Origin of the sequence: Croceibacterium xixiisoli (assembly GCF_009827305.1) — a bacterium.
Taxonomy (GTDB): domain Bacteria; phylum Pseudomonadota; class Alphaproteobacteria; order Sphingomonadales; family Sphingomonadaceae; genus Croceibacterium_C; species Croceibacterium_C xixiisoli.
On sequence record NZ_WTYJ01000001.1, the window covers coordinates 708,894 to 727,531 of the forward strand.

Below are 18,638 nucleotides of genomic sequence, written 5' to 3' on the forward strand. Positions count from 1 at the left end.
GAAAAAGCAGAAAAGGGACAGGATATGGCAACGCAGATCAAGGCGACGGCGCCGCGCAGCGACGCGGAATGGACCGCCCGGCTGGAACTGGCCGCCTGCTATCGCATCTTCGACATGATGGGCTGGTCGGAATCGATCTACAACCACATCACCCTGCGCGTGCCGGGTGAAGACGCCTTCCTGATCAATCCCTATGGCCTGCTTTGGTCCGAAGTCACCGCGTCAAATCTGGTCAAGATCGATCACGAGGGGAACAAGCTTTGCGACAGCCCCTATCCGGTGAACAAGGCCGGCTTCACCCAGCACGGGCTGTTCCACGCCCATTGCGACTGGGCCCATGCCATCGTCCACACCCACACGCCCGATACCATGGCGGTCTGTTCCAGCGCCGATGGCCTCACGCCGACCAATTTCTACGCCTGCTTCTTCGAAGGGGGCGTCGCCTATCATGATTTCGAAGGCATCACCGTCCGCGCGGAAGAGGGCGTGCGCCTGCTCGAAAACCTGGGCGACAAGCGTGTGCTGCTGCTGCGCAACCATGGCCCGGTGGTGCTGGGCGAAACCCTGTATGAGATGTTCTTCAACTATTACATGCTGCAGCGCGCCTGCGAAATTCAGGTCAAGACCTGCGCGCTCGGCAATCCGATCCGCGTCCCTCCGGAAGTGATCGCAATCCATCAGCGGGACCGGGATGAGGTGGCGCTCAAGGATTTTGGCCGTGCCGATTTCGAAGCCTGGGTGCGCAAGCTGGACACGATCGACACTGGCTGGCGCGACTGAAACCTTTTGGATAGCTGACCTCAAGGGTTTAAGGCCCCGCCATGCCCAGCATGACCGTCAACGAACGGCCGATCCGTTTTGACATGGATCCCGAAACCCCGCTGCTGTGGGCGCTGCGCGATGCCGCCAATCTCACTGGCACCAAATATGGCTGCGGCAATGGCGATTGCGGCGCCTGCATGGTGCTGGTCGATGGGGAGGCGTTGCGCAGCTGCCTGATCACCATTGCGGAGGCGGAGGGGCGGCAGATCACCACCATAGAGGGGCTCTCGCGCGATCGATCGCACCCGGTGCAGCAGGCGATGGTTGCCGAACAGGCGATCCAGTGCGGCTTCTGCACCCCGGGCATCGTCATCGCTGCCGCCGCCCTGATCGCGCGCAATGCCGATCCCAGCGATGCCGATATCAAGCAGGCGATCCCCAATCTCTGCCGCTGCGGAGTCTATCCCCGGCTGATCGCGGCGGTTAAGCGCGCCGGACGCGTGGCGCGCCGGGTGGAACGGATCAGTGCTGCTCCGGCGCCGGGTATCGATGCCCGCGACGCGGCGGCATCGGTGCCGGCGATGCGCCCCGCCGATGAAGACTCTCGCTGATCACCTCGCTGACCACAAGGACACAGGAACACACCATGCAGGCCACCATCTGGCACAATCCGAAATGCGGCACCTCGCGCAAGGTGCTGGCCCTGCTGGAAGAACGCGACGATGTGCAACTGACCGTCGTCGAATATTTGAAGGATCCGCCCACGGCGGAAAAGCTGGCGCAACTCTATCGCGATGCCGGCATGGCCGCGCGCGATGGCCTGCGGCTGCGCGGCACCGATGCGGCAGAACGCGGCCTGACCCAGGCCGATGATGCGACCGTGATTGCCGCCATGGTGGCCGAACCGATCCTGATCGAACGCCCGCTGGTGGAAACCGAACAGGGCGTGCGTCTTTGTCGACCAATGGAGCGGGTGGAGGAAATTCTCTGACGACCTGTGGGTCTGTTGGGGGATTTGGCCGCGATTTACTTGCAATGATTGACCGGATTTGCCACTCGTGCGGCGATCCAGAATGCCGGGCGTGCTGCCTGTTGCAATTGAGGGGGCGCGTTCCAGTCCATGAGTGTCAATGAGTTGACCGCGGAAAGCCGGGGCTTCCGCCTCGCCAAACGCCTGGGGCGTGCGATGGGTCCGGCCGGCGTGTTTCTGAAGGGGTTTATCGAACGGCCACGCATGGTCGGTTCGATCATCCCATCCTCGAAGGCGACGATCAATGCCATGCTGGCCCCGGTCGACTGGGCCAATTGCAAGCTGTTCGTCGAATATGGTCCGGGCGTGGGCACCTTCTGCCAGCCCGTGCTCGATCGCCTGCCGCGCGATGGCGAACTGGTGGTGATCGACACCAACCCGATGTTCATCGACTATCTCAAGCGGACCATCACCGACAGCCGGTTCCATGCCGTGCTCGGCTCGGCAGAGGATGTGGAAGCGATCGTCCGCTCCTTCGGCCATGAAAAGGCCGATTACGTGCTTTCGGGCCTGCCGTTCTCGACCCTGCCGGAAGGGGTTGCACCGGCGATTGCCGCCGCCACCTATCGCGTCATCCGCACCGGTGGCGCTTTCCTGACCTATCAGTTCAGCACCGTGGCGCGGCAATATACCGCGCGCCATTTCGAACGGGTCAACACCGGGCTGGAATGGTGGAACATTCCCCCTTGCTTCCTGTCCTGGGGCTGGAAAGAAGACCAGGCCGCCTGAAACTATTGGGCCGCCTGAGGGCATTCATTCACCGATGACCCAGATCATCCAGTTCCTGCAGGCGCTGGATGTCATCGGCATGGGCAGCGATCATGTTGTCCAGCACGGCGCGGGTAATCGGGAAATGATCGCCCTGCCGGCTCCACTCCGCTTCCTCCATCAGCTCGAAGGCTGACCAGCGCACACCCGTTTCCACGCCCAGCGCATCCAGCTTGCCCAGCAGATCGCGCATGGCATGGGCGAATTCCTCCTCCCAGTCACCGAACAGCGGGGCACAGATCACCGGCTGATCGGCTCGGATTCGCGCCTGCAGCTGCGCGAGCGATGCCTCGCCATGGCGTCGCAGCAGCGCCAGCAGCCTGGCCGGCTGCTGCCCCGGATCATCGATCAGCAGGGCGAACAGCGGGCCGGAATTGTCCTGCTCAGCCAAAGATGTCGTCGACATTGTTCTGGGTGCCGCCAGACAGCTGGCGGTGGGCGGCGGCAATCGCGGCCACGAACACCAGCGTCGCGATGGCCGATACGATGCCCGATGCGATACCGCTGGTGATTACGCCCACGCTTGGCCCCAGCGCCAGGAACACCACCGAAAACACCACGCCAACCAGGATCGATGCCACGAAATAGACCAGCACGATCAGCACGAAGAACAGGAACAGCCGCGAACTGTTGCCTTTGGTCAGCTGCCAGCTGCGGCGCAGCGCGCTGACCGGATTGCGGATCTGCTCGATCGCGATGGTCGCCCCGGTCAGCGAACATTTGATCATGGCATAGACCATCAGCACGAACACCGCGGCAAAGCAGATGCCCACTGCAACTCCGTTTCCGGTGGCGGCACCAATTCCCACCACCACGGCGGCAATCAGGCCCAGGCCAAATGTCAGGATCAGATAGGCGCCGATCGCCGGCAGCAGGCCGCCCAGCCCGGCGCGCAGAGCTTCGCCCACGGTTGGTTTGCTGTCGGTCCGCAACAGCGTCAGCAAGGTCAGATAACCGATGATCTGCGCCACGAACGACAGCAGGAACAGCCACCAGAAGCCGGAATAGAAATCCATCACCATCTGCTGCATCTGCTGCTGGTTTTCCAGCGCGCCGGCAAAATCGGGCATGACGAAGGTCATCGCCAGGCCCGGCAGGAAGAAGAATATCCCGGCCACGATCAGCAGCACCTCGCGGTTCGCACCAATCATGGCAGTGGCATCGCGCCACGCCAGGTTCATATCCAGCTTCATTCGATTTTCCTCTGCACGCAGCAATCAGGCTTGATAACCGGCTTTGCAGACGGCACGCAATCAAGCGATGGAACCTATCAGCGATTTCTGGCCGGAACAGAACCTCGAATGGCGGCGCAGCCTTGCCCCGGTCGCCTATCGCGACGCCCTTGCCGAACAGGAAGCGCGCAATATCGCGCTTTCCGCGGGCGATGCGCGGGAACTGATCTGGCTGCTCGAACATCCGCCCGTCTACACGGCGGGCACCAGCGCCATGGCATCGGATCTGATCGACCCACGCTTCGACGTCGTCGAAACCGGGCGGGGCGGGCGCTACACCTATCACGGGCCGGGGCAGCGGATCGGCTATGTCCTGCTCGATCTGACGAAGCGCGGGCGCGATGTGCGCTGCTTCGTCCATGGGCTTGAAAAATGGGTCATCGCCACCCTCGCGGATTTCGGGGTGGAAAGCTGGTCGGCCGAAGGGCGCGTGGGCATCTGGACGCGCGACATTGACGGCAGCGAGGCAAAGATCGGCGCGATCGGCGTGCGCGTGCGCCGCTGGATCACCATGCATGGCTTTGCCGTCAACATCGATCCCGATCTGGGCCATTTCGGCGGCATCGTGCCCTGCGGCATTGCCGAATATGGCGTCACCAGCCTGGCCCGGCTCGGCATTTCGGTTGGACCGGACGAATGGGATGCGGCATTGAGGCGCCGGGCCGGGGATTTCCTCGACCGCCTGTCCCAGCCGGAGTGTAGCCTGTGAACCGCCGCCTGTCCGTTGCCGTCCCGGCCCTGCTGCTGGTCCTCGCCGCCTGCGACAGCAAGGAAGCCGCCACCGGCGAAGCCGTGCAATCGGAAGAGGTGCTGCCCGGCACCATCAATGACGAGATGATCCCGCTCGATGAGCTGACCTCGCAGCCGCCGATCCAGGATCCCAGCCTGATCCCCCCGTCCGAAGGCGGACCCACGCCGCGCGCCATCCCCACCGCTGCCGCCACCCCGGGGGCAGATCCGGCGGCAGAGGCCACGCCTGCGGCAGAACCGTCCGCCGCCGTCACTCCGCCCGCGGCTCCGGCGACAGAATAGCTCAGGGGATGGAGGCCAGCAGCCGGCGCGCCTGCGCCAGATGCGGCTGGTCCAGCATCCGCCCGTCCAGCTGCACCACGCCTGCGCCCTGCGCTTGGTCGAACGCCGCGACGATCGCCCGCGCCGCCGCGATCTGCTCCTCGCCGGGCGTATAGGCAGCGTTGATCACCGGCACCTGCGCCGGGTGGATCGCCAGCATCCCGGCAAAGCCGTCGGCGAAGGAGGCGGCGGCCTGTCGTTCCAGCCCGGCCATGTCGCGGAAATCGGCATGCAGCGTATCCACCGGCAACACGGCGCAGCCATGCGCGGTCAGCAGCACCTGCGTGCGCACCCAGCGGAACGCATCGGTCCATTCCCCCGTCGCATCCCGCTTGCGCGCCGCCCCGATCGCAGCGGACAGATCCTCTGCGCCCCAAGTCAGCCCGGCCAGGCGCGGCAGATCGGCATCCAGATAGCTCGGAATGGTCAGCGCAGCGGCCGGCGTCTCGCTCACCAGCGGCAACAGCTGCGTGGAACCGACGGCCAGGTCATGCTCAGCCTCCAGCGCCTCCAGCGCCGCGCCCACCTCGCGCAATTGCGCCGGCCCGGCCGCCTTGGGCAGCATGATCCCATCCGGCCGCCCGGCGATCACCCCGGCCAGATCATCGCGCCACAGCGGCGTATCGACCGCATTGATCCGCACCCAGCGCCCGAAACCGCTCCCGCTTGCCGGATGATCGGTCAGCCATTCCGCTGCCAGCCCGCGCGCCGCCGCTTTGCGCGCCGGGTCGACCGCATCTTCCAGATCGACGATTACCACGTCTGCGCCATAGCCGGCGACCTTGCCCAGCTTGATCTCGCTATCGCCCGGGGCAAACAGCCATGATCGACCTGCCATGCACAACTCCCATATCTCCGCCACCGATCTATAGCCTTGCCCGGCACCATGGCTAGAGAGGGGGATGAATACCCCCGCCCAACCCGAGTCGCCCTCTCCGCTGCTGGCCCGGCTGCTGCCGCTGGCCGCGCTGCTGATCGGCAATGCGGCGCTGGCCATGGGCCCATGGTTCGTGCGCATGGCGGATACCGGCCCGGTCGCCACCGGCTTCTGGCGCATCGGCCTGGCCCTGCCGGTCCTGGCGCTGCTGGCGCTGGCCAATGGGCAGCAACTTCACGGCCTGCCGCGCCGCACCGTGCTGGCGGTGATGGCCGGCGGGGTGTTCTTCGGGCTGGATATCGCCAGCTGGCACATCGGCATCGGCATGACCCGGCTGGCCAATGCCACGCTGTTCGGCAATGCCGGCAGCCTGGTCCTGATGGTCTGGGGCTTCATCGCCTGGCGCCGCCTGCCGCGCGGGCAGGAATGGCCCGCTCTGGCCGCCGCGTTGATCGGCGCCGCCGTGCTGATGGGCCGGTCCTTCGAAATCTCCCCCCGCACGCTGATGGGCGATTTGTTCTGCCTGACCGCCGGCATGCTCTACGCCGGCTATCTGCTGATCCTGCAGGACGCCCGAAAAGGTTTGGGTAGCTGGAGCCTGCTGACCTGGTCGTGCCTCGGCAGCGTGCCCGTGCTGTTGATCATTGCGCTGCTGCGGAACGAAGCGATCATGCCCACCAGCTGGACGCCGGTGATCGGCCTCGCCATCAGCAGCCAGCTGATCGGGCAGGGGATGCTGGTCTACGCCCTGCGCCATTTCTCCCCGCTGGTCATCGGCATCGCCCTGCTGTGCCAGCCAGCGGTGGCCGCCATGGCCGGCTGGATCAGCTTCGGCGAAGTGCTGACCGGCGTGGATCTGCTCGGGATCGCCCTGGTCGGTTCGGCACTGGTGCTGGCCAAGGTAACGCCTCGCGGAGCACGCGGGGCACGCGCGAAGGCGGATTAGGCCGTTCTTGCCTTCACCCCACCGGCACGAACCCCTGCTCGGTCAGCTCCATCGTCGCCAGGTCCATCCCCATGCCCTGCGCCCCGCTGCGCGCGACGTCACCGAGCATCGCGGTCATCTGCGCGTCACCCTCGGCCCGCGTGACTCCTGCATCCAGCAGCAGCGCATGGACCAGCAGCGCCTCGGCAAACTGCTGCTTGTCTGCGTCCCCGGCGGTGGTGATCGCCGGCAGGCTGGCGAGTGCGCGCGCAGCCTGCCCGCTCACGGCCTGGGCCTTGGCCGGGCTGAAATTGTTATTGTGACCCTGCGATGTCTGCCAGGCGACAATCCAGTACAGCGCCAGAGCATCGGCGACATTGTCGACCCGCATGCCGAAAGTGGCAAGCTCGGGCTCGAACGCGGCGATGACGTCGTTCTGCGTCAGCACCCGCCCCAGATCCTCGCCGGCCGCCGCATTGCGCTGCCGCGTGTCCGCAACGAAGGCCGCGATATTCGCGCGCCGGCGTTCCAATGACGGTTGATAGGTCAGCGCCGCCGCATCCACCGACGGGGTTGTGGGCGGTGTGCGGGGTGATGGTTGCCTGTCACGAGGCGACGTTTGTTCGCGCGGCGTCGGCCGCTCCCCGTCAAAATCACCCCGCAGCGCCAGGCCCAGCGTATCGGTACCGGCGATCGAAGGGGTAATGGTGGCCCAGCCCATGCTCTGCGCGGCGGCTGGCGCCGCGATCGTCATGGCCACGGCAAAGAACGGCAGAAAACGAAGCATGCATCGCTCCCGTCTCATAAGAACCTTCTGCGGTTTTAGAGCGCCTGCCGTGCAGGGACAACGAACTGGGTGCTCGGCTCATAGGGAACAATCGCTCGCCCGGACTGATTCCGGCATTGCGTATCTAAGAACACTGCGCGGGATCGATCACCAGTTCGAGCCGGCGCCCACCCTTGGCGGACATTGCGGGCGACCGATGCAGCACGGCCGGCGGGTCCAGCAGCATCCGGCCCTTGAAAACCCCCACCGAACCGGTCGGCACCTCGCAGATTGCGTCCTGCCCCGCGACGCAGCACCACTGCCGCCCGGGCCCGACATAGGTGCATGTCAGCCTCAGCGTGATGTCGTCGGCATGGAACTGGCAACATGCGTCCGCCTCCACCACCTCGAGCCTTACATGGAGCCGGTCTTCGCCCGTCAGCGCCGCATGCCGTTTCACCAGCAATTCGATATCCTGAGACAGCAGCCCGATCGCGGTTTCCGAATATCCTGCCGCGCGCAAGGCGCCGCAGATCGAACCACCCGCGTCGATTTCCACCGACAGATTGTCCAGCCTGGCCAGGTCCAGTTCCTGCAGCGCCGCCCGCAACGGATCGGACATGCGCCGCCACCAGATCGCCAGTGCGGCATCAGGTCGGGCAATCCGGTCGAGAGAGGCGCGATCCGGCACGATCGGAACCAGTCGTTCCATCTTGAAGGCTGTCATAGGGGGCGACCGGTCAATGGGTTGCTTTAGCGATCCGCCGATGGTGGCCAGCAGAACACCAGCACTGCGGATTCGAGAGAGGGCAGCGCCCTGCGGCGGCGGGCAGCGCCAAACGCCATTCGCACCGCCGTACGACGTCAAGCCTCAGGGCTGATAGGGCAGGGACGATTGGTGCAGGATGATCCGCACCTTCCCGTCTTCGCATTTCTTGAACACGAAGCTCTTGTTCACGAAGATGTGGCTGTCATCGGCACCGATGAAATGCACATTGCATTGCACGATCGCCAAATCGCCATGCAGGATGTGATCTTCCTTGCTGTACCACACCTTCACCCACGGCTTCAGCTTGAAGCCCTTGTCATCGGGGAAGCTTTCATCCCCGCCGGTGAAATAGGCCAGCGCGCCTTCGCCGGTGGGGCGGAAGGTCTGCGCCCCATAGGTCAGCGTGGGTTTGAACAGCACCTTGCCATTGTCGTAATCGTAATTGTCGCTCAGAACCCTGGTCGCAAACGCCCGGGCATCGCCGCCCTCGGCATGAACCTTGCCAACCGCGACCACATTGTCGCACCAGGTCTGCAGCGCGTCATGCACCATGTCTTCGGTAAACATCTCGACCCTTTCCTGTGTCGTTATCCGACACCGCCTTCCATCCGCCAAATCATCGGGCTGGCGGCGATGTCATGCCCTCGGCTATTGAATGTAATGATATATCGTCAAATTGATTTTTGTGACGTTCTGTTGCTGCAGAGTATGGGCGACGCATCGGCTCGGCCGAACGCATATCTGCCAGCTTGCCGCCGTGCGCCCTCAGTATAGAGTGGCGCCATGATCGAGGTTTTCATCCTGACGCACCAGCACCCGAACTGCGCTGAAAAGAGCATGGGGGTTTTCCATTCGGCTGCTGCGGCCGAAGAGCATGTCAGAATGGCCCGGTTGCAGCCAGCCTACCACGATTGCCCAGACGGGTTCGGTATCGAAACCCGCGTGCTCGACAGGCAATTTTGCTTCACCAACGACAGCAACGCCCCGCTCACCCTGATCGTCGAGCCCTGGGCTTCGTCACAGATCATCGAACCGGGCTGCGTGGTGGAAATCCATTATCCCAGTAGCGATGCCGGGGCGGATTTCTCCCACGCTGACCACGAAGGTGATACGATCACCTTCTGGTGTGAAGGAAGCACCTATGCGCTGGTCGTGAATAGGGAGAGGGTTCTGGTCTGATCTGGCTGCCATAACCTGGTGTTATGGCAACCCACATCAATGGCCGCCGATCACCCGGCTATGCTGACGGATTCCACCAGCTTGCGATAGTTCTCCAGATCCTTGTCGAAATAGTGAATTTCGGGCGCTTCGTAGGATATCATGTACAATGTGCCATTGGATATCGCCGCGAAGGCTTCACCATTGCGGCGCAATTCGTCGGTGCCCACGAACTGATAGGTGAACTTCACCCCATCCACGCCGCCCAGCTTTGCCGGGGTGGATGATGTGGTGGTGAAGATCGCCACGTCATTGGCAATCCGCTTCGTGCTTTCCAGCAACTGCGGAATTTCGACCGCCAGCATATTGGCCTGGAACTGCGGCAGCGGCCGGTTCCGCTTGTCCACTTCGCGCAGCAGCGGTTCATTCGCCGGCACGGTGTAGAAGATGACGTCATTCAGCATTTCGCCGTCCATCGTCCAGCGCTCGGCAAATTTGCCGGGGCGATAGCTCAGCTTGTTCCAATCCGTCGTCGGGGTCAGGGCCATGCCGGACCGGGCAACTTCCACCCGCTCGCCCGCGCCCATCAGCTTGTGGGCCCAGCCGGGTGCCGAAAATGTCAGGGCAGCGGCCGCCAGAGCAGGAGCAATCCATTTGTACATCATTCAGGCTCCAATCAAACTGCGCAGCATGGGCGCATCGCCTGTGTCAGGCTGGTGTTCCAGAAAGGTGGAAAGGGCGGCTTTGCCCTCGGGCATCTGCCCCGTGCGCAGCAGCGACAGACCCAGTCCGCGCCAGGCGGCAACCAGGGCAGGGTCCTTTTCGATAGCCTCGCGATACAGCGGTATCGCGTTCTGCAGATCGCGCGGGTGGCCCCGGCCGCGATACAGTTCGGCCCGCGCATACAGCAGGTCGGGCGTCAATTGCTCACCCCCGGCCAGCCGTGTGATGATGTAATCGGTCCCGCCAAAATCATTCAGCTTCAGCTGATCTTCCAGGAATGTCTGGCGCCAGGGGGCCAGGGCGGCCCGGTAATTCGCTGCGCCGTCAAAATCGCCGCCCGGCACGCGATTGGCCAGCTGGCTGAGATAATCCGCCCTTTGCAGATTGGTCGGGTGAGACGCGAAAAACGCGACATTGTCGTACCGGCCCGATCGCCGCTTGCGCCCTTCGGCCGACTGGTCGGCCTCGTTCATCACGGCGCGCCACACATCCGACGCCGCGCTCGGGCGATAACCGGCATGCGCCATATAGGCGAAGCCCAGCACGTTGGCGTCGGTTTCCTGCTTGCGCTCGAACCGCGCGATCCCGCCATAGATGTTCAGCCGCAGGTCGGTGTATTGATAGGTGGCATTCGTGCTGCCCAGACTGATCGCCAGCGCGCCCACCACGGCAGCCCAGGCCGCCAGATCGCTTCCGGCCCGGCGGTTCTTGAAACCCTGCAGCGTGTGCCGCTGTTCGAAATGGGCAAATTCATGGCCCAAGACGGAGGCAAGCTCGGCTTCATTGCGCATCCGCAGCAACAGGCCGCTGTTTACCAGCATCATGCCATTGGCATACATGCTCGCATTGAACGAAGGGGACCGGGTGACATACAGCCGCACGCTGTTGCAACGCACATCGCCGATGATCCGGCACAACACGCCGCGCACGAACGCGTTCAGAGCGGGATCACGGATCACCAGCTCGCTGTCGACCATCGCGCGCTCGATCTCGTCCGATTCACGCCACAGGCCGCGCTCGTCCTCGCCTTGGGGTTGATAAGCGCCGGTCCAGCTCGGGATGGTGAAATCCTCGGCGGCGCTGGCGACGGACGGGGCAGCCAGACACAATCCGGCCGCCACCAGATGCCTGAGCGGGCGCATCAATTGGCCGCCGCAGCCGGGCTCGCCAGCGGGAAGTCCTCAAGCAGCTGGCTCATGCGCCGCGCGGCACCATCGGGCGTGCGCACATCGCCACCCATCTGCTTGTCCGCATTGATCCACAGAATGTCGCCGGTCTTCAGATCGACCAGCCCGGCATAGCCGGCGTGAACCCCGGACTGAACACCCACACCGCCCAGCGCGGCAAAGACCTGCAGCACCTTGCGTCCCGTCGATCCGTAATGATCGGTGGTGGTCAGAAACAGCGCGTAATCGGCCCCTTCCGCACCCGGCAGATTGCGGACACCCGGGCCAAGCGACCAGTCGAACTGGGAATTGCGATTGTCGCGCTTCTTGGTTTCCAGCCGGTTGCCGACGAAAAACTGATAGTTGATCACGGAATCGGCCACCGAATTGAACAGCGCCTGATACTGGTTCAGCAGCCGTCCCTGCTCACCGCTGATTTCCGGCGGAGCGATCACGGAATGCCCCAGCGCCTGCTGCGAATTCACCAGCGCCGCATCCAGAAACTGGCGCGCCTGATCGTTCCAGTCAGCACGCGGTTCGAACAGGCCACCGGTCGACTGCTCGCCCACGGTCACGCGCGGGCGATACACGATCACCCGAACCGCTTCCCGATCGACCACTGCAAAATCCGGACGCACCGCGCTGCGTTCTTGCGCCTGCGCCGAAACGGCCGATACGCTCACGCATGCGCCAGCCAATGCCAGCGCCAAATACTTCCTGTTCATATGCCCCACCCCTGTTGCAGGCGCGCTTCTATTCAACAGTGTTTGGGAGTCAATATTTCTTGTCGGGCACCGTTCCGTTTTTGGACGATACAGGAAATATAAGACGGGATTGTAATAAATCCATTACCTGGCCAATCGACCGCCGCCATCGAAGGTTGTTGTAATACCGGATAAAATATTGCCTGGTCTTGTTGGTCAGCGCTTGCGCCTGCACTATTCCGGCATTTCCGGACAGCCCACTTGCAGCGCTGTTCGGGTCGAGTCATCTGCGGGAAAGAAGCATTCGAGCGTCAGTTCGGCGAGCGTGACGTCAGTAGCGCTTCCAAAGATCATGGTCGTGGAAATAAAGCTGAGGTTTAGGCCCTCACTTGCACCGCGCAGAACTAGAGGCACGGCGATGGACTCACCGTGCCCGAGAGGGCGAAGGCTCGCCGGGGCTGGCAAAGCGCGTAGTTCGTCATGGAGTGCTGCCAGCACCGGATCGCACGCACGGTCAACCTCTTCACGCAGCCGCGTCAGCACATGATGCCGCCACTCCGGGAGGTTGATGATGCGGGGCGCCATTCCCCCAGGATGAAGGCTCACCCGCAACACGTTTACCGGCGGTTGCAGAAGCGCCGGAGCTACGTCCGTCAACAGTGCGCTGGCAGCATCGTTCGCCAGCACGAGGTTCCAGTGCCGGTCAACCGCCAGCGCCGGATAGGGCATATGCCCGCGCAGTACGGCATCGACGGCCTGCCGGGCGGCCGCCATGTCAGGCTCGTCGATCGAACGCTCCGAATAGATCGGCGCATATCCGCCCGCCACGAGCAGCCTGTTCCGCTCGCGCAGTGGCAACGCCAGAGGCTCTGCAAGACGGAGTAGCAAATCGCGGCTAGCCATGGCGCGGCCGCTCTCGACAAAGCTGAGGTGTCGGGTGGATACTGCAGCCTCCCCGGCAAGGTCGATCTGGCTCAGCTGCCGCCGCCCCCGCCAATCGCGCAATATATCTCCGACATTCTGAACCTGCGTTGCCATGGGGACATCTTCTATCATCTGGCTGTGCCGAAGCCATTACCTGCGAGGTAATCGCATTGCTCCGGGTGACGCGTCACTTTGCCGACCTTAGCAGAGGAGACCGACAATGACCGATTCACATGCCATCGCCCGCGCCTATATCGAATTGTGGAATGACGTCGATGATGCATCACGCCGCGACCTCCTTTCCAAAGCCTGGAGCGCGGATGCACGTTATATTGATCCGATGATGCAGGGCGCGGGGCATGACGGCATTGCCGCGATGATCGGCAAAGCGCACGCGCAGTTCCCAAGCCACAGATTCACTTTGGTCGGCACGCCAGACGGGCACGGCAATTTCGTGCGCTTTTCCTGGACGCTGGCCCCCGACGGTGGCGCGATCGTCGCCGCAGGCACCGATGTCGTGCGCCTGAACGCACAGGGCCGCATCGGCGAGGTCATCGGCTTTCTTGATGGGGGCGCGGCATGACTTCGGCTTTCGTCGCGCGTGGCTCTGGTCACGGCCTGTTCGTGCGCGATTGGGGAAGCGGCCCGCCAGTGCTCTTCCTGGCCGGCTGGGCAATGGACTCGCGCATCTGGGGTGAGACGATGCTTCGGCTGAATGCTGCAGGCCTGCGCACCGTCGCCTATGACCGGCGGGGCCATGGCCGATCGACCGATTGGGGCGGTTACGACTATGATGCCCTTGCCGACGATCTTGCAACGGTGATCGAGTCTCTGCATCTGCGCGACCTTACGATAGTCGCCCATTCGGGCGCAGGCGGAGAGGCCATGCGCTATCTGGCGCGACACGGAAGCGAGCGGGTTTCCCGGCTTGTGCTGGTCGGCGCGACCGGGCCGCGCATTATGGCTGCGCCGGGAGAGCAGGGCGTGACACCGCAGCAGCTTGATTTCCTGTGCGCGCGGCTTGCAGCAGATCTTTCAGGATGGATCGACGATAATATCCAGCCTTTCGCTCCCGGTTCACCTTCTCGCGTAAACGATTGGATGGCGGCCATGGTCATGGACTGTTCGCGGCGCGCAGTGGTGCAGTTTCAGCGCACGATTGCGGAGGCCGACCTGACTGCTGACGCCGCTGCGATTGATGTGCCGGTGCTCATCCTTCATGGAGACCGCGACGCTTCCGCAGCAATCGACGCCAGTGCTCGACGCTATGCAGAAATCATCCCGCATGCCACGCTTCAGGTTTACGCCGGGGTGGCACACGGCGTGATGGTGACGGATGCGGCGCGCCTCGCCGCCGATATCGCCCAGCGGATCGCACGATGAGCGAGGCCTATGAGACCTATGTCATAACTTTCCACGTCCGGCCGGATCAGTTGCAGCGCTTCCGGGCTTTGCTCGATCCAGTGCTGGACGCCATGCGCCACGAGACGACTTTCGTATACGCAGCTTTGCACATCGATCCTGACCGGCCGAACCAATTTCAGCTTCACGAGACATGGTCGAATCGAGAGGACGTGTTGCAGGTCCAGCTGCACCGCCCGTACCGGGCAAACTGGCACGCTGCGCTCGACGAACTGCTGGAACATCCGCGCAAGATCGAGATATGGCAGCAATTATGGTCGGCCTCAGCTGAGGCCGATGCATGACCATGCTTGTTTTGGCAGGGCTCGGTGCAAGATCTCGAATCGTCTCGACATCAGTCACCCGAACTCGTCTCGGCCAATGCTTGAAAGTCCCGATTTCTCGAGCACTCGCCGTTCACCTACAAAAGTCGAATGATCGAAATGGCTCAAATTGGTCCATTTCCATTTCCATTTTGATCTGCAATCCCAAAACGGACCTCACGCCAAACCAACCCGGCAGCCCAGGCCGCCGGGCTTCACTCATCCCCTCAGACCCGGCTCAAATCGCCCTGACCCACGGTGCCGCTGGCCATTTCCAGCATCCGGTCCAGGCTCTTCTTCGCCGCCAGCCGCAGCCCTTCCTCGATTTCCACGCGCGGGGTCAGGTCGCGCAGGGAAAGGTACAGTTTCTCCATCGTGTTCAGCGCCATATAGGGGCAGATGTTGCAGTTGCAGTTGCCGTCCGCACCCGGGGCGCCGATGAAGTTCTTGTTGGGCAGCGCCTTCTGCATCTGGTGGATGATATGCGGCTCGGTCGCCACGATCAGCGTGTCTTCCACCATCGTCTTGGCATAGTTCAGAATGCCGCTGGTCGAACCGACATAATCGGCATGGTCGATGATGGTCGGCGGGCATTCCGGGTGGGCCGCGATCGGCGCGCCGGGGTTTTCCGCCTGCAGCTTCAGCAGTTCCTTCTCGCTGAAGGCTTCATGCACGATGCACACGCCCGGCCAGAGCAGCATGTCGCGGTCGAATTTGCGGTTCAGATAACCGCCCAGATGCCGGTCCGGGCCGAAGATGATCTTCTGGTCGCGCGGGATCTGGCTGATGATCGTCTCGGCGCTCGAACTGGTGACGATGATGTCGCTCAGCGCCTTCACTTCGGTGGAGCAGTTGATGTAGGTCAGCGCGATGTGATCGGGGTGGCGTTCGCGGAAGGCGCGGAACTTCTGCGGCGGGCAGGAATCTTCCAGCGAACAGCCGGCATCCACATCGGGCAGCACCACGATCTTGTTGGGTGACAGGATCTTGGCCGTGTCGGCCATGAACTTTACCCCGCAGAACGCGATCACCTCGGCATCGGTGTCGGCCGCCTTGCGGCTCAGTTCCAGGGAATCGCCGACGAAATCGGCCAGATCCTGCAGTTCCGGCCGCTGATAATAATGCGCCAGAATCACCGCCTTGCGTTCCTTGCGCAGGCGTTCGATTTCGGCGCGCAGGTCCTGGCCGGTGGGGATCTTGGTCTCAACGCTCATTGGGCGGTACTTTCCTCTCCGTCGAAGCGGACATTCACGGTGACTTTGCCATAACCGGCAACCTGCAGCGGTATAGTCAGGTTCTGGCGAATTGCATCCTTTGCCGCAGACCGGGCCAGACCCACCAGCACGGGGTTGGCCGCCTGTTTCACCGCTTCCTGTTCGGCCAGCACGGTGTTGTCGCGGGTCAGCTTGTTCTGCGCGTCGCTGGTGATCCAGATTCCTTCCCGCAGATATTGCGCGCGTCCTTCGTCCAGGTTCGGCCGGCCGACCAGGATCTGCGGCAATTGCACATCCAGCGTGGTGGTCTGCGCATTCCAGTCCAGCCGTGAGGCATCGATCTTGGACAGATCCAGCGTGTAATCTACCCGCGCCGGGATCACGGCGATCTGGCGGCTGCGGATCGTGCCGAAAAACCTGGTGTCCTCGCTCGATACCACGGGCGAAAGCTGGGCCGAAAACACCGTCAGCTGGTTCTGCTTCTCGAACGCCAGCAGGGTGGTGGCCAGCGGATCGCCATGGTCCTCGGGGCCGAAGGCGCGCCAGGCCAGCCAGGCGGACAGCGCCAGCATGATGATGAACAGCAGCCAGGGCAACGCCTGCACCCGCGCCAGCGATCGCTCGCGCGCTGCGATGGGCGTGTCGGCTTTTGGCCTGTCTGCTCGCGGAGTATCGACTGGGGGCGGTTCGCGATGCAGCGCGGGGCGGTGGCCGGTGTCGGTGCCGGATGTCAGGCGTTTGTCGTCCATACGTCCTCCATACGCGTAACCAGACCGCGCTGTTCCAGATCGATCAGATGCGCCTTTACCGATTGTGCCGCGGCAGACCACAGCGCTTCCGGCACGCTCTTGTACATCAGCGGCACCAGTGAACCGATCGGCTGGGCCACACCGTCCAGCAGGCGCAGGATCTGCTTTTCCCGCTGGCGCCGATGGCCGATCATCCCGCGCACCAGCTGCCGGGGCTTGGTCACCGCCGGGCCATGCGCCGGGTAATAGATGCGGTCTTCGCGTTCATACAGCCGTTCCAGGCTGGCGAGGTAATCGGCCATGTCGCCATCGGGCGGCGAAACCACGCTGGTGGACCAGCCCATCACATGATCCCCGGTGAACAGCGCGCCGCTTTCCTCCAGCGCGAAACACAGGTGGTTCGATGTATGGCCGGGCGTCGCAATCGCGGTCAGCGTCCAGCCGGGGCCACGGATGCTCTCGCCATCCTGCAGCACCCGGTCGGGCGCATAATCCTGGTCGAACGGCGCATCGGCGCGCGGCTCGTCGCTGGTGATGGACAGCGGAGCGCAACCGATCACCGGCGCCCCGGTCAGCGCCGCCAGCGGCGCGGCCGCCGGCGAATGGTCGCGATGGGTATGGGTGCAGGCAATCGCCAGCACCGGCGCGCCATCGATCGCGGCGATCAGCGCAGCCAGATGCTCGGCCAGGTCGGGCCCCGGATCGATCACCGCCAGCCCCTCGCGCGTGCCGACCAGATAGGTCTGCGTCCCGGTATAGGTGAAGGGCGATCCATTGGGCGCCAGAACGCGGCGAACCAGCGGTTCGATCGTTTCGACAAGCCCGGTGGGCCAGGGTTTGGGCGGCATGGCCATGGGCGCGCATATGGGGATGCCGCGCCCACAAGTCGAGCCGTGCTCGACTACGCCAGGGATTCACCAATTGCGTGCGAATAGTGTCGCGGGCGAAAGGGGTGGGGCGCTGGCCCTAGAACGCCATCACCGCCGCGCCCAGCCGGTCGCGCAACCGGTGGACGGCGGTCGGCTGCATGCTGAACCGGCCGCGCCAGGCCATGTCGAGCCGTTCGATGCGGGCATAAAAGCGCGCGGTCCGCTCACTCAGATCCAGCAGATGCGCTGGCAGCAGCGCCAGCTGCTGACCATCACTGGCGGCCTGCGGTGGTGCCAGCCGGCCATAACGGCGCAACTGGAACTCGCTCAATTCGCCGGAAAAATACGCCCGCTGGTTCAGCAACCAGGCAATCGCATGCATCATCCGCGTGGTGGTGCGCAGCGCCTCGCACGACAGGGCCACACGCGCCAGATCCTCGTTCAGGCTGGTGGTTTCCAGCCGGCCGGACAGGTCGAAGGCGGACCGTGTCTCATCGGCCAGCAGCAGCGCCTCGCAATAGAGCGTTTCGATGATTGTGGGGCTGAGATCGGCGGTGTCGGGCATGGTCGCCCCCAGATAGGCCAAGGGCCGACTCCGGACCAGATGGGCGGGGCCGAATCGGCGCTGATCTTGTCCCACTGTCCCGTAATTGAGCGGGATGGAAATCAGGCGATGATATCGGGCGTCAGATAATCTTCGACGATGGCGATCTGATCGCGCAGCCGCAACTTGCGTTTCTTGAGTCTGGCAATCTGCAGCTGATCGGGCGAATTTGCAGACGAAAGGGCTGAAATCGCTGCGTCAAGATCACGATGCTCGATCCGCAAGGCAGACAGGCGCTTGCGCATCTCCTCTTCCGTCACCGCAATCCCCTTACACTGCCAGAAACCAGCCACCACCTTCATCGACCGCTTCGCCGCAGGTGGTATTTGCTCCCCATAGTCTATTATGTTTTTATGACAATCGCGCGGCTCATCCTGCGTGTTGAGTCGCTGCAGGGGGTTTTCCAAACAGGGGAAATCCAAAGCAGAGGAGTATGCGTATGGAATCTTCGCATGTCGCCGCCCTTCAGTCGAAACATGATGGGCTGGAACGCCGTCTTCACGATGAAATGAGCCGGCCGAATCCCGACACTGCGCTGGTCCAGTCGATCAAGAAGCAGAAGCTGAAAATCAAGGAAGAGATCGCTCTGCACTGATCGCAATC

At 63.3% G+C, this 18,638-nt stretch carries 27 protein-coding genes; 12 read left to right on the top strand and 15 right to left on the bottom strand.

Features of this window, described 5'->3' with window-relative positions:
* Positions 1–24: 24 nt before the first annotated feature.
* The 4 genes from GRI97_RS03370 to GRI97_RS03385 all read left to right on the top strand — a co-directional run bounded on the left by GRI97_RS03370 (position 25) and on the right by GRI97_RS03385 (position 2,521).
* Positions 25–780 (top strand): class II aldolase/adducin family protein, encoded by a 756-nt coding sequence (locus GRI97_RS03370; protein ID WP_161389702.1) that lies wholly within the window; start codon positions 25–27, stop codon positions 778–780.
* A 41-nt stretch (positions 781–821) separates the two neighbouring features.
* Positions 822–1,373, top strand: a complete 552-nt coding sequence (locus tag GRI97_RS03375) for a (2Fe-2S)-binding protein (RefSeq protein ID WP_161389703.1) — start codon at positions 822–824, stop codon at positions 1,371–1,373.
* A 35-nt stretch (positions 1,374–1,408) separates the two neighbouring features.
* Entirely contained in the window at positions 1,409–1,753 is a 345-nt protein-coding gene (locus GRI97_RS03380; protein WP_161389704.1) for an arsenate reductase family protein, read from the top strand.
* 129 nt (positions 1,754–1,882) lie between these two features.
* Complete coding sequence (locus tag GRI97_RS03385) at positions 1,883–2,521, top strand: class I SAM-dependent methyltransferase (protein WP_161389705.1); 639 nt, start codon at positions 1,883–1,885, stop codon at positions 2,519–2,521.
* 28 nt (positions 2,522–2,549) lie between these two features.
* On the opposite strand, the gene GRI97_RS03390 is transcribed toward GRI97_RS03385, so the two are convergent.
* Both GRI97_RS03390 and GRI97_RS03395 read right to left on the bottom strand, forming a co-directional pair.
* Positions 2,550–2,966 (bottom strand): hypothetical protein, encoded by a 417-nt coding sequence (locus GRI97_RS03390; protein WP_161389706.1) that lies wholly within the window; start codon positions 2,964–2,966, stop codon positions 2,550–2,552.
* The gene (locus tag GRI97_RS03395; RefSeq protein WP_161389707.1) at positions 2,944–3,753 is read right to left on the bottom strand and encodes a hypothetical protein; all 810 of its coding nucleotides are present in this window, start codon (positions 3,751–3,753) and stop codon (positions 2,944–2,946) included. The genes GRI97_RS03390 and GRI97_RS03395 overlap by 23 nt, the downstream gene beginning before the upstream one ends.
* Positions 3,754–3,820: 67 nt before the next feature.
* Here GRI97_RS03395 and lipB point away from each other — a divergent pair, with 67 nt between their 5' ends.
* Entirely contained in the window at positions 3,821–4,501 is a 681-nt protein-coding gene (gene lipB, locus GRI97_RS03400) for a lipoyl(octanoyl) transferase LipB (RefSeq protein WP_161389708.1), read from the top strand.
* Positions 4,498–4,824: a hypothetical protein gene (locus GRI97_RS03405; protein WP_161389709.1), complete on the top strand. Its 327-nt coding sequence runs from the start codon at positions 4,498–4,500 to the stop codon at positions 4,822–4,824. Before lipB ends, GRI97_RS03405 begins: the two co-directional genes overlap by 4 nt.
* 1 nt (position 4,825) lies before the next feature.
* Here GRI97_RS03405 and GRI97_RS03410 read toward each other — a convergent pair whose 3' ends face one another.
* Complete coding sequence (locus tag GRI97_RS03410) at positions 4,826–5,701, bottom strand: HpcH/HpaI aldolase/citrate lyase family protein (protein ID WP_161389710.1); 876 nt, start codon at positions 5,699–5,701, stop codon at positions 4,826–4,828.
* A gap of 64 nt (positions 5,702–5,765) precedes the next feature.
* On the opposite strand from GRI97_RS03410, the gene GRI97_RS03415 reads away from it, so the two are divergent.
* Positions 5,766–6,686: a DMT family transporter gene (locus tag GRI97_RS03415; RefSeq protein WP_161389711.1), complete on the top strand. Its 921-nt coding sequence runs from the start codon at positions 5,766–5,768 to the stop codon at positions 6,684–6,686.
* Positions 6,687–6,699: 13 nt separating this feature from the next.
* On the opposite strand, the gene GRI97_RS03420 is transcribed toward GRI97_RS03415, so the two are convergent.
* From GRI97_RS03420 to GRI97_RS03430, 3 genes are all read right to left on the bottom strand, one after another.
* Entirely contained in the window at positions 6,700–7,452 is a 753-nt protein-coding gene (locus tag GRI97_RS03420; protein ID WP_161389712.1) for a DUF6683 family protein, read from the bottom strand.
* A 124-nt stretch (positions 7,453–7,576) separates the two neighbouring features.
* Positions 7,577–8,158: a DUF1826 domain-containing protein gene (locus GRI97_RS03425; protein WP_161389713.1), complete on the bottom strand. Its 582-nt coding sequence runs from the start codon at positions 8,156–8,158 to the stop codon at positions 7,577–7,579.
* A 144-nt stretch (positions 8,159–8,302) separates the two neighbouring features.
* Positions 8,303–8,767 carry a hypothetical protein gene (locus tag GRI97_RS03430; protein WP_161389714.1) on the bottom strand — a complete coding sequence of 155 codons (465 nt, stop codon included), beginning with the start codon at positions 8,765–8,767 and terminating at the stop codon, positions 8,303–8,305.
* A gap of 216 nt (positions 8,768–8,983) precedes the next feature.
* Between GRI97_RS03430 and GRI97_RS03435 the strand changes: the two genes are divergently transcribed.
* Positions 8,984–9,379 carry a hypothetical protein gene (locus tag GRI97_RS03435; protein ID WP_161389715.1) on the top strand — a complete coding sequence of 132 codons (396 nt, stop codon included), beginning with the start codon at positions 8,984–8,986 and terminating at the stop codon, positions 9,377–9,379.
* A gap of 50 nt (positions 9,380–9,429) precedes the next feature.
* On the opposite strand, the gene GRI97_RS03440 is transcribed toward GRI97_RS03435, so the two are convergent.
* The 4 genes from GRI97_RS03440 to GRI97_RS03455 all read right to left on the bottom strand — a co-directional run bounded on the left by GRI97_RS03440 (position 9,430) and on the right by GRI97_RS03455 (position 12,989).
* Complete coding sequence (locus tag GRI97_RS03440; protein WP_161389716.1) at positions 9,430–10,020, bottom strand: hypothetical protein; 591 nt, start codon at positions 10,018–10,020, stop codon at positions 9,430–9,432.
* A gap of 3 nt (positions 10,021–10,023) precedes the next feature.
* Entirely contained in the window at positions 10,024–11,223 is a 1,200-nt protein-coding gene (locus GRI97_RS03445) for a M48 family metallopeptidase (protein ID WP_161389717.1), read from the bottom strand.
* Positions 11,223–11,972, bottom strand: a complete 750-nt coding sequence (locus tag GRI97_RS03450) for a hypothetical protein (RefSeq protein ID WP_161389718.1) — start codon at positions 11,970–11,972, stop codon at positions 11,223–11,225. Before GRI97_RS03450 ends, GRI97_RS03445 begins: the two co-directional genes overlap by 1 nt.
* Positions 11,973–12,185: 213 nt before the next feature.
* Positions 12,186–12,989 carry a helix-turn-helix domain-containing protein gene (locus tag GRI97_RS03455; protein WP_161389719.1) on the bottom strand — a complete coding sequence of 268 codons (804 nt, stop codon included), beginning with the start codon at positions 12,987–12,989 and terminating at the stop codon, positions 12,186–12,188.
* Between the two features lie 106 nt (positions 12,990–13,095).
* Here GRI97_RS03455 and GRI97_RS03460 point away from each other — a divergent pair, with 106 nt between their 5' ends.
* From GRI97_RS03460 to GRI97_RS03470, 3 genes are read left to right on the top strand one after another with little or no spacing between them, the layout of a single operon-like run.
* Positions 13,096–13,458, top strand: coding sequence for a nuclear transport factor 2 family protein (locus tag GRI97_RS03460; protein ID WP_161389720.1), 363 nt, complete (start codon positions 13,096–13,098; stop codon positions 13,456–13,458).
* Complete coding sequence (locus tag GRI97_RS03465; protein ID WP_161389721.1) at positions 13,455–14,258, top strand: alpha/beta fold hydrolase; 804 nt, start codon at positions 13,455–13,457, stop codon at positions 14,256–14,258. The genes GRI97_RS03460 and GRI97_RS03465 overlap by 4 nt, the downstream gene beginning before the upstream one ends.
* Positions 14,255–14,581: a putative quinol monooxygenase gene (locus tag GRI97_RS03470; protein WP_161389722.1), complete on the top strand. Its 327-nt coding sequence runs from the start codon at positions 14,255–14,257 to the stop codon at positions 14,579–14,581. Before GRI97_RS03465 ends, GRI97_RS03470 begins: the two co-directional genes overlap by 4 nt.
* A 245-nt stretch (positions 14,582–14,826) precedes the next feature.
* On the opposite strand, the gene nadA is transcribed toward GRI97_RS03470, so the two are convergent.
* The 5 genes from nadA to GRI97_RS03495 form a co-directional block, all read right to left on the bottom strand.
* Entirely contained in the window at positions 14,827–15,813 is a 987-nt protein-coding gene (gene nadA / locus GRI97_RS03475) for a quinolinate synthase NadA (RefSeq protein ID WP_161389723.1), read from the bottom strand.
* The gene (locus GRI97_RS03480) at positions 15,810–16,562 is read right to left on the bottom strand and encodes a DUF4230 domain-containing protein (RefSeq protein WP_161389724.1); all 753 of its coding nucleotides are present in this window, start codon (positions 16,560–16,562) and stop codon (positions 15,810–15,812) included. The genes nadA and GRI97_RS03480 overlap by 4 nt, the downstream gene beginning before the upstream one ends.
* Positions 16,544–17,416, bottom strand: a complete 873-nt coding sequence (locus GRI97_RS03485; RefSeq protein WP_161389725.1) for an MBL fold metallo-hydrolase — start codon at positions 17,414–17,416, stop codon at positions 16,544–16,546. Before GRI97_RS03485 ends, GRI97_RS03480 begins: the two co-directional genes overlap by 19 nt.
* A 112-nt stretch (positions 17,417–17,528) precedes the next feature.
* Positions 17,529–18,017 (bottom strand): DUF1465 family protein, encoded by a 489-nt coding sequence (locus tag GRI97_RS03490; RefSeq protein ID WP_328598489.1) that lies wholly within the window; start codon positions 18,015–18,017, stop codon positions 17,529–17,531.
* Positions 18,018–18,097: 80 nt separating this feature from the next.
* On the bottom strand, positions 18,098–18,295 hold the full coding sequence (locus GRI97_RS03495; protein ID WP_161390797.1) for a YdcH family protein: 198 nt from the start codon (positions 18,293–18,295) through the stop codon (positions 18,098–18,100).
* 179 nt (positions 18,296–18,474) lie between these two features.
* Between GRI97_RS03495 and GRI97_RS03500 the strand changes: the two genes are divergently transcribed.
* Entirely contained in the window at positions 18,475–18,630 is a 156-nt protein-coding gene (locus tag GRI97_RS03500; protein WP_161389726.1) for a YdcH family protein, read from the top strand.
* The last annotated feature ends 8 nt before the right edge of the window (positions 18,631–18,638 follow it).